13 protein-coding genes are annotated in these 13,161 nt (G+C 30.9%); 2 read left to right on the top strand and 11 right to left on the bottom strand.

Annotation, left to right across the window (positions count from 1 at the left end; genetic code table 11):
- Positions 1-62 precede the first annotated feature (62 nt).
- Positions 63-3,242 (top strand): S53 family peptidase, encoded by a 3,180-nt coding sequence (locus D1867_RS08610; protein ID WP_240872204.1) that lies wholly within the window; start codon positions 63-65, stop codon positions 3,240-3,242.
- A gap of 8 nt (positions 3,243-3,250) precedes the next feature.
- Here D1867_RS08610 and D1867_RS08615 read toward each other — a convergent pair whose 3' ends face one another.
- The 6 genes from D1867_RS08615 to D1867_RS08640 all read right to left on the bottom strand — a co-directional run bounded on the left by D1867_RS08615 (position 3,251) and on the right by D1867_RS08640 (position 8,611).
- The gene (locus D1867_RS08615) at positions 3,251-3,595 is read right to left on the bottom strand and encodes a hypothetical protein (RefSeq protein ID WP_338078015.1); all 345 of its coding nucleotides are present in this window, start codon (positions 3,593-3,595) and stop codon (positions 3,251-3,253) included.
- A gap of 49 nt (positions 3,596-3,644) precedes the next feature.
- Positions 3,645-4,445 (bottom strand): hypothetical protein, encoded by an 801-nt coding sequence (locus D1867_RS08620; protein WP_155863778.1) that lies wholly within the window; start codon positions 4,443-4,445, stop codon positions 3,645-3,647.
- A 91-nt stretch (positions 4,446-4,536) separates the two neighbouring features.
- Positions 4,537-5,604 (bottom strand): aspartate-semialdehyde dehydrogenase, encoded by a 1,068-nt coding sequence (asd, locus tag D1867_RS08625; RefSeq protein ID WP_155864453.1) that lies wholly within the window; start codon positions 5,602-5,604, stop codon positions 4,537-4,539.
- A 95-nt stretch (positions 5,605-5,699) separates the two neighbouring features.
- The gene (ilvD, locus tag D1867_RS08630) at positions 5,700-7,376 is read right to left on the bottom strand and encodes a dihydroxy-acid dehydratase (protein ID WP_155863779.1); all 1,677 of its coding nucleotides are present in this window, start codon (positions 7,374-7,376) and stop codon (positions 5,700-5,702) included.
- A 56-nt stretch (positions 7,377-7,432) separates the two neighbouring features.
- Entirely contained in the window at positions 7,433-7,768 is a 336-nt protein-coding gene (locus D1867_RS08635) for a PadR family transcriptional regulator (protein WP_240872206.1), read from the bottom strand.
- A 111-nt stretch (positions 7,769-7,879) separates the two neighbouring features.
- Positions 7,880-8,611: a class I SAM-dependent methyltransferase gene (locus tag D1867_RS08640; protein WP_155863780.1), complete on the bottom strand. Its 732-nt coding sequence runs from the start codon at positions 8,609-8,611 to the stop codon at positions 7,880-7,882.
- 31 nt (positions 8,612-8,642) lie between these two features.
- Between D1867_RS08640 and D1867_RS08645 the strand changes: the two genes are divergently transcribed.
- Positions 8,643-9,194 carry a hypothetical protein gene (locus D1867_RS08645; protein WP_155863781.1) on the top strand — a complete coding sequence of 184 codons (552 nt, stop codon included), beginning with the start codon at positions 8,643-8,645 and terminating at the stop codon, positions 9,192-9,194.
- Positions 9,195-9,203: 9 nt separating this feature from the next.
- Here D1867_RS08645 and D1867_RS08650 read toward each other — a convergent pair whose 3' ends face one another.
- The 5 genes from D1867_RS08650 to D1867_RS08670 all read right to left on the bottom strand — a co-directional run bounded on the left by D1867_RS08650 (position 9,204) and on the right by D1867_RS08670 (position 13,118).
- A complete protein-coding gene (locus tag D1867_RS08650) occupies positions 9,204-9,458 on the bottom strand; it encodes an ArsR/SmtB family transcription factor (RefSeq protein WP_155863782.1) in 255 nt (84 codons plus the stop codon).
- 128 nt (positions 9,459-9,586) lie between these two features.
- Positions 9,587-9,856 (bottom strand): hypothetical protein, encoded by a 270-nt coding sequence (locus D1867_RS08655; RefSeq protein ID WP_155863783.1) that lies wholly within the window; start codon positions 9,854-9,856, stop codon positions 9,587-9,589.
- Between the two features lie 25 nt (positions 9,857-9,881).
- Entirely contained in the window at positions 9,882-10,685 is an 804-nt protein-coding gene (locus D1867_RS08660; RefSeq protein ID WP_155863784.1) for a nitrilase-related carbon-nitrogen hydrolase, read from the bottom strand.
- Complete coding sequence (locus D1867_RS08665; RefSeq protein ID WP_420809293.1) at positions 10,676-11,512, bottom strand: NAD+ synthase; 837 nt, start codon at positions 11,510-11,512, stop codon at positions 10,676-10,678. Before D1867_RS08665 ends, D1867_RS08660 begins: the two co-directional genes overlap by 10 nt.
- Positions 11,487-13,118: a hypothetical protein gene (locus D1867_RS08670; protein ID WP_155863786.1), complete on the bottom strand. Its 1,632-nt coding sequence runs from the start codon at positions 13,116-13,118 to the stop codon at positions 11,487-11,489. The genes D1867_RS08665 and D1867_RS08670 overlap by 26 nt, the downstream gene beginning before the upstream one ends.
- Positions 13,119-13,161: the final 43 nt, after the last annotated feature.

Genomic DNA, 13,161 nt, shown 5'->3' on the forward strand with positions numbered 1-13,161 from the left:
AAAAATAAAAGACTTTTAGATGTCATGAAAAAGTTTTTGAGTCCTAGCTAACAAGTATAATTATGTTAAAGATATTAGTAATAATGGCAATTTTAATAACACAGTTGATTCCATTCTATTCTCCTAGTAATGTGAGTAATTATCATAATTTGCAAGAATTAAATCCTAACTGTATTGTTACAGTAGCTATAGTAGAACAGCCTAAAAATTTAGCAAAATTGCAATTGGACATAGAAAATCATATTATTCTTAACGAGACTTGCGTGTATAAACTTTTCATCCCTAATAATGAAATTATAAAAGCAGTATCATACTTAACGCAATTTGGAATACAAACTTCAGTATATATGAATGTAATACTAGCTACTGGTAAAGTATGTAGCTTTGAAAAAGCACTTAACGGTAAATTTTACGTAATTAACTTTCATGATATAAAGTTCTACGAATTCTTTGGAGACCCACCGCTATCTATAGGTAATGCTTTAGTATTTTCAACTAATATTACTTCTCAGATTTTACAAAAGCCTAATACTTTATATAATTATTCTCAAGCGATAGCTTATAATGTGATTTATCCTTGCATATTAAGGGAAGCCTATAATGTAACACCCTTATATTCTCAAGGAATTATGGGTAATGGAACAAACATTGGAATAATAGACTTTTGTGGAGATCCATATATTTATCAACAACTAATATGTTTTGATAAGAAGTTCAATATACAAAATCCTCCTAGATTTATTATATGTCCTATAGGGCCGTATAATCCCAATCAAGGCATTGAAAGCGGTTGGGCTTTAGAAATTTCCTTAGATGTAGAATATTCTCATTCTATAGCCCCAGCCGCAGGGATAATACTTTATGTGGCTAATCCAAACGTTCCATTACCTGCAATAATAGCTTTTGTTGATCAACAAGATAAAGTAAGCGTTGTATCACAAAGCTTTGGAATTCCAGAAATATATTTTGATTTAGGTTTAATACCATTATCTTACTTACAATCATTAACCTACGAATATTGGCTAGGCGAAGTTGAAGGAATAACTTTTGTTGCAGCAAGCGGAGATTATGGAGGAAATGGATATAACTTTTTCTTGTCTCCACAAGGTGGATTATTGATTCCAGCGAGTGACCCATATGTTTTAGCAGTAGGCGGTTCTACCTTATATTATTCTTGTAACAAAACTATTCAAGAGGCATGGAGTGGAGAAAGCATATATGGTGCATCTACTGGTGGCTTTAGTAGTATCTTTCCATCTCCTTGGTATCAAGGAGCTAAAGGATTTAGAGAAGTGCCTGACGTCATAGCTGATGCTAATCCATATACTGGAGTACCAGTAATTTATTATTATGGAGAAGAGTATTTAATTGGTGGCACTTCAGTAGCTTCACCAATTGTTGCTGGAATAATAGATTTAGCAACTCAAGTACATGGTAAATTTGGCTTTATAAATCCTTTAATTTATAGTCTAAAAGGAACTAAAGCACTTGAGCAAGTAACTTTTGGATATAATACGCCATATTATATTAAAAACAGTTCTTATAATCCGGTTTCTGGACTTGGATATATAAATGCTGGATATTTTGTTTCATTAATAAGAAATGAAAGTACAATTAGTGTTGCAGTTTCTAATATTACGTATAATGATGGTCAACTGGTTAAGGTTATAGTAAAGGCCTCTCCTTTAGTTCCAGTTACAGGATATGTCTATAATGGAAGTAATATTCTAGAGAAATTCCCTCTAGTTTATAACGGTACTTATTGGATAGGGTACTTTGTAGCTAAAGGCAGTGGAATTCAAGAAGTAGTAGTGGCTCAAGGCAACGATAAAGCTGGAACTTATATACTAGTTGGATTACAAGCCATGTTCTTATGTCCTCAAGTAGCACTTTATCCTAGTCCTATTGGAATAAAGGTAATAGCTGAACTATTATATGCTAACGGTTCAGCAGCTAAAGCTAATGGAATTTTTACTGCGTTTTTATGTCAATATAATATAACTACGTGTACATTTAAAATGATTAATAAAACTGTACTATCACCCGAATATCTTATACAAGGGTATTTATATATCATAATTAATAACGGATCTTATATTTATGGATGCTTTGCCCCAACAACACCTTTTGGTGGTATTTACATTATAAGAATAAGTTGCGTATTTGGATTTTCTGAGTTTGTTGAAGGAATTTATTTAATTCCTTATATTATACCAGGTGCATTCACTGAGCCAGTTTCTATAGCAGATGGGTGTAATTTTACCATAGGCATAGCACTGCTCTCTCTTGTAGCCCCAAACGTTACAGTAAAGCTCTATAATGTGGCTAATCAATTAGTTTATTCCTTTTCTATAAACGCTATAAGTTATGCAAATTCAATATTCTATGTAAGCGAAATTTCACTTCCTCACAATATATCTAGAGGCTATTACAAAATAGTTGCAGTAGCAAATTATAATTCTACTGATCATATGGTATATGGTGAGGGATTTACACAAGTTTATATATCGTCCTGCACTTTAAGGGTAATAGTAACTACAATACCTAATGGTAGTATATATGAGAATGAGACTCTAGGTATAATAGCTTCTATAACATATGAAAATGGAACTAATGTAAACTTTGGAACATTTAATGCAGTAATTATTCCCTCTTACATGAAAGATAATTTCGATTCTTTAGATTTAGATTTTTCAGTGCCGCTATACTATACTAAAGGAGAATGGTTTGGTAAATTTACTACACCATGTGAAAAATCTAATCCTTTAGGACTTTCTGCAGAAGGGCTTAGCGGTGAATGGTGTATATATGTTTATGGTACTTCATATGATGGAATTCCAGTATCCTTCCCTACAACTTTAAGTTATTCTACACTTAATATTATACCTAGTATACCAAATGATCAATTTATACTATTGCCATACACATTTATTAAAGACTTTAATGGAACATTAGTGGAAGACGCTTACATATGTAATGCCGTCATAATAAATCATAATCTTACTTTAGTTAATTCAATTATAAAGAATTTAACGATAATAAATGGTTCTGTGTATTTAATTAATAGTCATATATGCTCTTACAAAACAATTAATGGGAAAGTATTAAACGATAATGCTACAACCAAAACTTGTAATAATGGAGTTGATAATTCTCTTAGTAATTTAAGTGAGACATTACTTCTATTAGCTGTACTCTTAACTATAGATGTAGTTATAATAAAGAAATTTAGAAGAAAGTAAAACCTTTTTTATTTTATACCAGTTATTAATCCTACCCATTGGTTATTATCGTACATAATATATTGTATGCTTATCTTAAGTTTTTTAACGCTCGTCTTAGTTTTTACTTTTATATTGTACACAAAATAATAGATATTACCATCAGTCTCTACTTCTGCCTTCTTTGGAAATTCAATCTCATAGCCATATTGTTCTGCAAGTTCTTGAATCTTAGTTGTAAATCTCATTATTATATCCTTAACAGATTCACCGTAAATTGGTTCAAAGCTTAGTGCTCTAAGTTCTTCTTTGAACGCGCTAATGCTCTCATTACTTCTAACTTTTCGTTGTTTTATGGTCTCTTTTGTTTTCACAAATATTTTGAGGTAATAATAACTTAAAAATACTTCTATAATCATGAGATCATATGTAACTTCCTTGTTGTCTAATAAGTGTGTATATATAATTAACGTCTTTTGAGAATTCATTATTTATTTCATTCTTAATTGCTTTTCTACCATCCTCTAAGATTTTTTTAATACTATCCTCAATGCTATTTGAGAGTAATAGCTCATCAAAGTAAAGAGTTCTCTCAGATGACAATAAATATACTATATCTTGAATATTATCCAAGAACTCTTCGAGTTTACCTGCTAATGCTATTCCTCTTATTGTATTTTCTACTTTTATAGCCTTAAGCCAATTTACTTCTTTTTTTAATTCTTCAAAAAATTCACTATTATACGCTATTTCTTCAATAGTACTCATAACGTCTGCCTTTTGATCTCTAAGCCTTTTTTCAAAAAGATCTTGAATAAATGGTTCAAAATCCTGGTTTATATTTACATCAAATGTTCTCATAGGACATGGAAATATATTTTCATTATTGCAGGTTTCTGATATTTTATCGTATACTTTTTTTAACTCATCCTCTAGCCTTTTCTTCTCAAGATTAGTTTTAAGCAATCTAAATGAAGTTCCTAAAATTGAATATATATCCAGAGTTATGAGGAGTTGCATTGCTTCGTTATATTCAGGAGACGCAATTTTTGGAAAATATTTCTTCTTTTTAAGATATAAGGTTGGCCAATTTTTTAATTCATTAATAATGGGAGTCTTTGCATAGTATAATTTCATGAAATATCCGCCATTCAAAATTTTATATACATAAATAGCTTTTTCCTTATCTATGCCATTTTTTAATGCAAGGCCTATATAGTCCATTACTTAAAGCCTACATAGTTTCATATAACCTTAAATTTAAAAAATTAATCCTATAAAAGTGATAATATAAATAAAAATATCCTGATTTTAATCATTCTATATATCCTTTGGCTATAAGTAATTCTGCAGTTAAAATTCCTCCTCCAGCTGCCCCTCTAATTGTATTATGAATTAGCGATACCATTCTTATTGTTCTATTGCTTATTTGCTTTAATCTTCCAACAACTACACTCATTCCTGGAGGATCTCCAGCCCATCTATCAAAATATACTTGTGGTCTAGTATCCTCGTTTCTTACTATTATAGGTTTTTCCGGTGCGGTAGGTAACTTTAGATCCTGAGGTTCACCTCTAAAATTCTCTAATGTTTCCCTTATTTTCTCTATGTTGACATCTTCTTTGAAAGTAACGTATGAAACTTCATAATGGCCATGGATTGTTGCTATTCTATGAGTAGTTGCATCTAAAGCTACTTCTTCTAAAGGTGGATCGTTTACATTTCTTTTTACTTCACTAAATATTCTGGTAATTTCCTTTATAGTTTTTGCATCATATTTATCTCCTAAAGGCAGTATGTTATCTACTACATCAAGTGAAGGAATTCCAGGATATCCTGCTCCCGATAATGACTGTATTGTGGTTATATAAGCTCCTGTCATTTTAAAATTCATAAAAATTGGTGCTAAAGGTATTGCGGCGCCCTGAGCTGTGCATAATGGAGTAGTTACTATGAAACCTTTCCAATCTCTTTTCTTTCTTTGTTCATCTATCAAGGAAATAGTATGAGGATTTAACTCTGGAATTAACATTGGCACGTCTGGATCAAATCTATGATCTGGAGAGTTACTAATCACTGGAAAACCTTCCTTTGCGAACTGCTCTTCTATAGGGCCAGCCGCGCCTTGAGGCAAAGGTGAGAAAACAATGTCTACATCATCCATTAATTTTGGATCTGTAGGCTTTACTTCCATGTCTGCAACTTCTTTTGGAATCTGTCCTATTGTTTGCCACCTTACAACTTCTCCATAAGGTTTACCTACAGAACCTTTTCCCGCTAAATATGCAGGCTTTATATAAGGATGTTGTGATAGCATTCTTACGTATTCAATTCCTACTAAACCCGTAGCTCCTAATATTGCTGCTTTTAGAATCCTTCTCATATTTATCATTAAAACATATGTATATACTGGAATATAAACTTACTTTAATAATATAAGCCTTTCAATTTAGCAAAATTAAATAAAAATAATTTTCCTTATCCTAAAAGAACGGCTCCTTTAGAAGAGGATGAAACTAGTCGAGCGTATTGTGCAAGTAAGCCAGTTTTATATTTAGGTTCTGGCGGTTTCCAATTTTCTAATCTTTCCTTTATTTCCTTGTCGCTTAGCTCAACTTCTAATTTCCCGTTATCTACATCTATTGTTATAATATCTCCATCTTCTACTATAGCTATAGTACCCCCAACTGCTGCTTCTGGTGCGACATGACCTACCATTATACCTCTGGTAGCTCCAGAGAATCTTCCATCAGTAACTAAAGCTACGCTTTCTCCTAATCCTTGACCAACTATAGCACTTGTAACAGCTAACATCTCTCTCATTCCTGGCCCTCCTTTAGGACCCTCATATCTTATTACGACAACTTCCTTCTCCTTGATTTGACCATTAAGTACTGCCCTAAATGCTTCTTCTTCGGAGTTAAATACCCTTGCAGGTCCTCTATGATATTTAACTTTGCTTGCTGAAGCTTTAATTACTGCTCCTTCTGTAGCTAAATTACCTTTTAATATTCTTATCCCTCCGGTGGGGCTATAAGGATTTTTTACATCTCTTACAATATGAGAATGAGGTACATCTGGTATTTTATATTCTTTTAAATTCTGTTCCATCGTCTTTCCAGTTACAGTTATTACATCTCCATGAAGTAGACCAGCATCGAGTAATTTCTTTAATATTAATGGTACTCCACCAACTCTATGCAAATCTGCCATTACATACTCTCCTCCAGGCTTCATGTTTACTATTTCAGGCACTTTCTTGCTTATCCTATCAAAATCGTCTAAAGTTAAATTAACACCAGCTTCATGCGCTATTGCTAATAAATGTAATACTGCATTAGTAGAACCGCCGGAAGCCATGAGTACAGTTATTGCATTTTCAAATGCCTCAAATGTCATTATATCTCTAGGTTTTAATCCTATTTCCATTAAATGAAGTAAAGCTTTACCAGTTTCTTTTGCAAATCTAACCTTCTCTGCATCCACTGCTGGGGGAGATGCACTACCTGGTAAAGCTACTCCTAAAGCTTCTGATATCATTCCCATAGTATTTGCGGTATATAATCCTCCGCAAGTTCCAGGTCCTGGTATGGCGTTTAATTCCATAATTCTCAAGTCTTCCGCAGATAATTTTCCAGCAGCATAAGCGCCTACTGCCTCATATACATCTCCTATTGCAATTGGTTTTCCTTTATAATTGCCTGGCAAGGTTGTTCCGCCGTACATGTAGATCGATGGTATATTTAACCTAGCCATTGCCATCATTAAACCTGGTCCTGTTTTATCACATCCGCCTAATGCAACAAAGCCATCATATCCGTGAGCGTTTACTGTTAATTCCACAGTGTCTGCAATAACTTCTCTACTAACTAATGAATATTTCATTCCTTCACTTCCCATCGCTATTCCATCTATTACAACTGGAGTAGTAAAAATTCTAGGAGTTCCACCTGCTTCTCTTACTCCTTCTTTTGCTACATTAGCTAAGGCCAATACGTGAATATTACAAGGACCTGCTTCATTCCATGCAGCAGCTATGCCTATTAGAGGTTTTGAGATATCATCGTCATTTAATCCCATAGCTCTTAGAAACGCTCTATTTGGAGCTTTTTCATAACCACCATAAACCTTTTCTGATCGAATTTTTTGAATCATATATAGAGAATAAGCAATGATAATTTAAGCTTTGATTATACCATTTTAAAAAGACATTAATGAGTAGAATTCATAAAATTCACTATTTCATCTATTATACTCCTAACTTTTTGCAGTACTTTAACGTGATTATCTAAAAACTCTTTACCTCCTTCAGATAGTTTATAATATTTTTTACCATCTTTCTCATATATTTCTAGGATATCCGAATTAACCATTCTTTTTAGGGTAATATAAACTAAACCGTGAGGTAATTTTTTACCGTGAATCTCCTCAAGTTTTCTTTTAATCTCGTAACCGTACATATCTCCATATCGATATATGATATAAGCAATTATAACTTGTAGTAAACCCCTAAATACCATCATCTTCGGTTTTTCCTTATACTTCATTAAGTAGAAAGTATTATACTGAACTATAAAATTTTCATTACTTTAAAATCATCCTGACGTGCAATCATCATTATTCAGCAAAGGCCAATTTAATCATCTTTTTATAGCTCTTTATATTCCAGCTATTATTGTTATCTGAGGGTCAGTAACTTCGAACTTCTTCCACGAGTATGCTGTAACTACATCTAAGATTTTAAAACCGGCTTTCTTAACTAAATTGACTATTTCGTGTAAACTATAGAATCTTTGTGTATATTCTATTGAGCCTATTATTTCCCCTTTTTGGTTCATATAAGTCCTCCTTATTTTTAGTCTAGAAGTGTATGGATCAAAATAATTGTGATCTTCTACCAAGTAAGGATGAACATACGTATAGTAAACTTCTGGTTTATTATAAATTATATAATCTCTATTATCCAAGTTTATTACGGCTATTTTATTCGTAGCTTCTTTTATGGATTTAAGTATCTCTAGATCATCTTCCTCTGAGTAATATCCTAGGCTATTAAATATATTTATTACTAAATCAAATTTTTCTCCATTAAGTACATCCTTCAAATATCTCATGTCTGCTCTGTAAAATCTGCCGTTTGGAACGTTATTCTTTGCCATTTTTATCATTTTTTCTGAAATATCCACTCCAACAATTTCGTATCCTAATTTATTAAGAAAATATGAAACTCGGCCTATTCCGCATGGAACGTCAAGTACTTTTCTTTCAAGATTATATTTCTTAGCTAGCTCATCAAGCCATTTAGCCCATTTCTCTCCTTCGTCCCACAATTTTATCATTTCATTTATATAAAAATCGGATTCGAATATTCCTGGAAATATTTCGCTCATTCTTATAAACCTCAATGATAATTTAGTTGATATGATTCCTATATTATTACCGTTAATAGTAGCTTCCTTAGTTCCTCATTCTTCTTTAATATATGCAGTTCAGGTTAACGTTAATAATACTATATATTCATTTACATATAATTTTACAGTTATATGTATTAAAAACAATACTATAGAATTTAATTTAACGATTGTTGGTAATAACTATTACAATGTAATGGAGTATAATGTTAATGAGGATAATCCTTATCCTTTGCCTATAAACTGTATGGCATTTAACACTACTAACTTAGAATTTATACGAAACGCCACGTTAAATGGAAATTTAACTAAGGAATTTTCGGGGATTTTTGACGCTTTAGGAAAATATAAAGTTCCAGTTACAGTATATTTCCATGATGGGATATTACAACAATTAAATGGAACATATAATGGAGTTTCTGTATACGTTAGTAGGGAATATCCAACTATAATTAGCACTACTCCTTCAAGTGAATCTTTATCAAATTATTTAACTTTAATAATATTTATAGTGGTTCTAATTATAGCGATATTTGTATTAATTAAAATAGGTAAAATATAATAAAATATATTATTTATCTGTTAACTTTAATATTTTTATATTATTATTTGCTCTATAAAGATACCTATTCCTTTTATCTTTTTTAACAGTTATTAATCCTACTCTTTCTAATAATTCTAGATGGTATTTTACTGTAGAATAATTTAATTCTAATATTTTGGAAATTTCATATGCAGTCATTTCTCTCGATTGTAAAAGCTCTAGTATTTTTTTCCTAGTATCCCAACCTTTGTTTTCTATTACCTCATCTAATTTGTATAACATGTGTTTACTCTAGTAATGTATTTCTATTAAGGCTAAGCATTTGAAAACGCGTTAAGTTACATTTAAATGCTTTTTAAATTATGCGAAATCCATTAATTTCTTATAAATCGATAAAAATATTCTATATTTTATACGTAATATCTGTATATATCTTTTATTATATTAAAAGCAATAAATGCTAACGCCAATAGTATTCCTATCATATATAAATATCCATGTAAGCCTATTAATAATAAAAGTAAAATTGAAAAAGGTATAAATGTTTTGTTTCCAAATATTTTAAACATTCCTATTCCTATTGCTCCAAGTAAAAATACTGGACTAATTATCGAAAGAATAAGAAATACTATTAGCAATATAAGTAGTATAATATTAAAGTTGAAAGTTTGCCTGAGCATAAATATCTTTCTTAACTTAGAATATTTAAAGATTAGAGAGCAATCTATGAAAGTCTCTATTATGGTCTCTGAAACTGCTAAAGAATCTAGCCTTTCTAACGTCTTCTAAATCTATCTTTGTAAATATTCTGTCTTCTTCAAATTTTCTAGCTCTTACTTTGATTGTACCTTGAGGAGAAGAAACCATTGAACCTCCCCAAAAATATTCTTCTTCTTGACTGCCTACTGCATTAACAAAAGCTGTCCATATTCCATACATTAAAGAATGTGCTTTAATTAGAGATTCCCAATTATTTTCTATTAATAAGTTCTCTTCTAATCTTCTCATAGGTGAGGAAGCAGGAATAAATACTGCATCTGCTCCTTTTAAGGCAAGCGCTTCTATAGGTTCTGGGTGCCAAGCATCTTCACAAATAACTACACCAAAATTAATTCCTTTATATTTAAATATCTTAACGTCTGATAATGGATCTCCAGGCTGGAAATATCTTCTTTCTTCGAATAAGCCATATGTAGGGAGGTAAAACTTGTAAATATAATCATAGTTACCTTCAATTGATATGACCGCTGAATTTCTTAAAATACCCGATCTAACTTCCTTTATTGTTCCAAAAATTACACACTTTGAATTATCAACTATCTTAGTAACAGCTTTTTCAGCTTCTTTAAATACTTCATAAACGAGGTCTCTAAGTACATATCCAGTTAACGATAACTCGGGAAATATGATGCAGTCGGCAGAGGATGTTTGTATAATTTCTAAGTGTTTTTCTAAATTATATTCAACATCCCCTAACTTAGGTCTTATTTGTGCAAGTTCTATATCCATTCTCTGGGATACCTCCAGTCTGAGTTAATAGCTCTTCCACTTAATCTAAATATTTCTGGTGGCAATCTTTTATGTTGTGAAGTTTTCACCATCCTATCTATTTTACGAACTATATCTACATTAATTTGAAGTTCTTTAGCTATTGAGTCTATATCCATCATTTTCTCTACTCTAAGGTATAATACTGCATCTATTATATCATAAGAAACTCCAAGTTCACCTTCAGCAGTTTGACCTTCCCAAAGTGCTGGAGAACTCGGTTTAGTTACTATATCTTCTGGCAAACCTAAATATCTACCAAGTTCCCTTACTTGAGTTTTATACAGATCGCCTATAGGCAAAATATCAACCCCACCGTCTCCGTATTTAGTAAAATAGCCTAATAGTAATTCACTTTTATCCCCAGTACCAATTACTAGGTAATTCATAATCTGTGAGTATGCATAAAGAAGTATCATTCTAATTCTAGCTTTAATATTACCCAAAACTAACTTGTCATTTGTTTTTATTTCATTTTTAAAAGATTCTAGTATTGTATCTATATTTATAATTTTATATTTGTTATTTGCTCCTATCATATTTATTATTTTCTTTGCATCTTCCATATCCTTTTGAGGTGTGGAAGAAGACGGCATAAGTAAAATGAAGTAATTTTGTGTAGCCTTACTTAGAAGAACGGTAGTTACAGAAGAATCTATTCCTCCACTTAAGCCTATAATTCCTCCATTTTTACCACTTTCAGTTATATATTCTGAAATTCTTCTAATTATATATTCTGAAATTACACTATAATTAACGTTCTTAAGTTCCTGAAGCACTGATTGAATACTCATGAGTTAAAGTAGTATTATACTCGGTAAAATTCCTTATAACCTTATAAGAACTTATGTAACAATTTGAATAAACTTGCACTGTAAAAGATGTGGAATTTATATATAATGCAGGATTTTGAGTATATGCAAATACCACTCCAGTAGAATTTGGTGGTATTTCTACTTTAGTGAAATTCCAAACCATATTTAAACAGTTTGGAATCGAAACTCTAACTAGGGTAATATTTATAGTTTCGTTTTTAATATTCTTGACCACGATATAAAGTTGATTTATATAAGTAGAATTATGTTCACTTTCAGGAATTATAACATTAATTATCTGTATAGGATCCTGGTCCACATATTGTATGTGAGAAAATTCCCCTGCAGAAACTAGTGAAATTAATAATACGAATAATACGGATAAAATCTCCTTTCTATTTATACTCAAATGAATTTTTGGAATTTCCATATTATAAGAATTAATGTTAAAAATGGATAAAAACATTAATTGAGGCCACATTATAAAGTAACTAGTTAAGGTTCTCCAACTAAACCACATTATTATTAATGGAAATATCCATAAGGACTCTTTTAATCTATCGAAAAATCTATAATAAATATATATTAGAAATGCTCCAGACAACGCCATAGCGTATGTAAAGAACCAAGGTTCTACACTAAATAATGTAGTAAAATTAAGTATTGTAAATCCAGTAAACGCTACTGGAATAGTTTTTTCGTCTAATGTGATAATATGTAAGAATGCATATGGATTCCATATCAGAAATGGTACATTTATAAGTAAAATAGATGTTAAAAATCCTTTAAGAACATTCAAAAGATCTTTTTTCTTGTAAATTAGAAGAAAAGGCGTTATGACCCAAGGTATTTGATTAAATGAGTCAGCTAAAGCTAAAAAAATTCCAGATTTTTTGCCATTATACACATAACTTAAGGCAATGAATACTGCCCAAACTGAACTATTAACTCCTGCAAATGATGGTGCTAGTAAGCCTGAAGTTATGAAAATGAATATAATTGGCAACGTGGCTATTGGATCTTTTCTCTTTCTTCCTTGTAAATATATAATTATAGCAAGAAGATCTTCGAAAATTATGTTTAAAATATTAATATAATATAATTTTATTTTAAGCAAATCTAAAATCAAATATAATGGCGTATAAAGTAAGAATGATAAAGGCGGATAAATATAACTACTAGCAATATTACCATTAAGAAGATATGTAGGTTCTACATTATGAGGATGATAAGACTGTAAATAAGGATTTATACCATGAATTAGATAATTTATTGCGGTAGCTATATATTCCATATCATCAGTTCCATAACCGTTAATTAGAAATACCGAAATTAATGTATAAGTTAATATACTTATGATTACTATAATATCATCGATCATATTTATTTTCCTATTAGGATTTAAAATATAGGGGTCTAAAGCTATTACAAAGATTGCTATTGCAGAAAAGAAACTTAAAGCTAAGACTGCAGCTATGACTGGATTATTCAGAATATTAATTCTAAACGATATTATAAAGATTGCAGATAATATAGTAGAACCTATTATTATATAAGTCACAAGCCTCCTTAAATCCATAATCTAGTATTTATCATATAGTTTTTTGATATAAGATTTTTCC

It is taken from the genome of Acidianus infernus (assembly GCF_009729545.1).
GTDB lineage: Archaea > Thermoproteota > Thermoprotei_A > Sulfolobales > Sulfolobaceae > Acidianus > Acidianus infernus.

What these genes read in the sequence shown, in the direction of transcription:
- ilvD (WP_155863779.1), bottom strand. Translation starts at nt 7,376, where the DNA reads ATGATTCAAAAAATTCGATCAGAAAAGGTTTATGGTGGTTATGAAAAA.
- D1867_RS08660 (WP_155863784.1), bottom strand. Translation starts at nt 10,685, where the DNA reads ATGGATATAGAACTTGCACAAATAAGACCTAAGTTAGGGGATGTTGAA.
- D1867_RS08670 (WP_155863786.1), bottom strand. Translation starts at nt 13,118, where the DNA reads ATGGATTTAAGGAGGCTTGTGACTTATATAATAATAGGTTCTACTATA.
- D1867_RS08645 (WP_155863781.1), top strand. Translation starts at nt 8,643, where the DNA reads ATGATTCCTATATTATTACCGTTAATAGTAGCTTCCTTAGTTCCTCAT.
- D1867_RS08620 (WP_155863778.1), bottom strand. Translation starts at nt 4,445, where the DNA reads ATGGACTATATAGGCCTTGCATTAAAAAATGGCATAGATAAGGAAAAA.
- D1867_RS08655 (WP_155863783.1), bottom strand. Translation starts at nt 9,856, where the DNA reads ATGCTCAGGCAAACTTTCAACTTTAATATTATACTACTTATATTGCTA.
- D1867_RS08650 (WP_155863782.1), bottom strand. Translation starts at nt 9,458, where the DNA reads ATGTTATACAAATTAGATGAGGTAATAGAAAACAAAGGTTGGGATACT.
- D1867_RS08635 (WP_240872206.1), bottom strand. Translation starts at nt 7,768, where the DNA reads ATGAAGTATAAGGAAAAACCGAAGATGATGGTATTTAGGGGTTTACTA.
- D1867_RS08610 (WP_240872204.1), top strand. Translation starts at nt 63, where the DNA reads ATGTTAAAGATATTAGTAATAATGGCAATTTTAATAACACAGTTGATT.
- asd (WP_155864453.1), bottom strand. Translation starts at nt 5,604, where the DNA reads ATGAGAAGGATTCTAAAAGCAGCAATATTAGGAGCTACGGGTTTAGTA.
- D1867_RS08640 (WP_155863780.1), bottom strand. Translation starts at nt 8,611, where the DNA reads ATGAGCGAAATATTTCCAGGAATATTCGAATCCGATTTTTATATAAAT.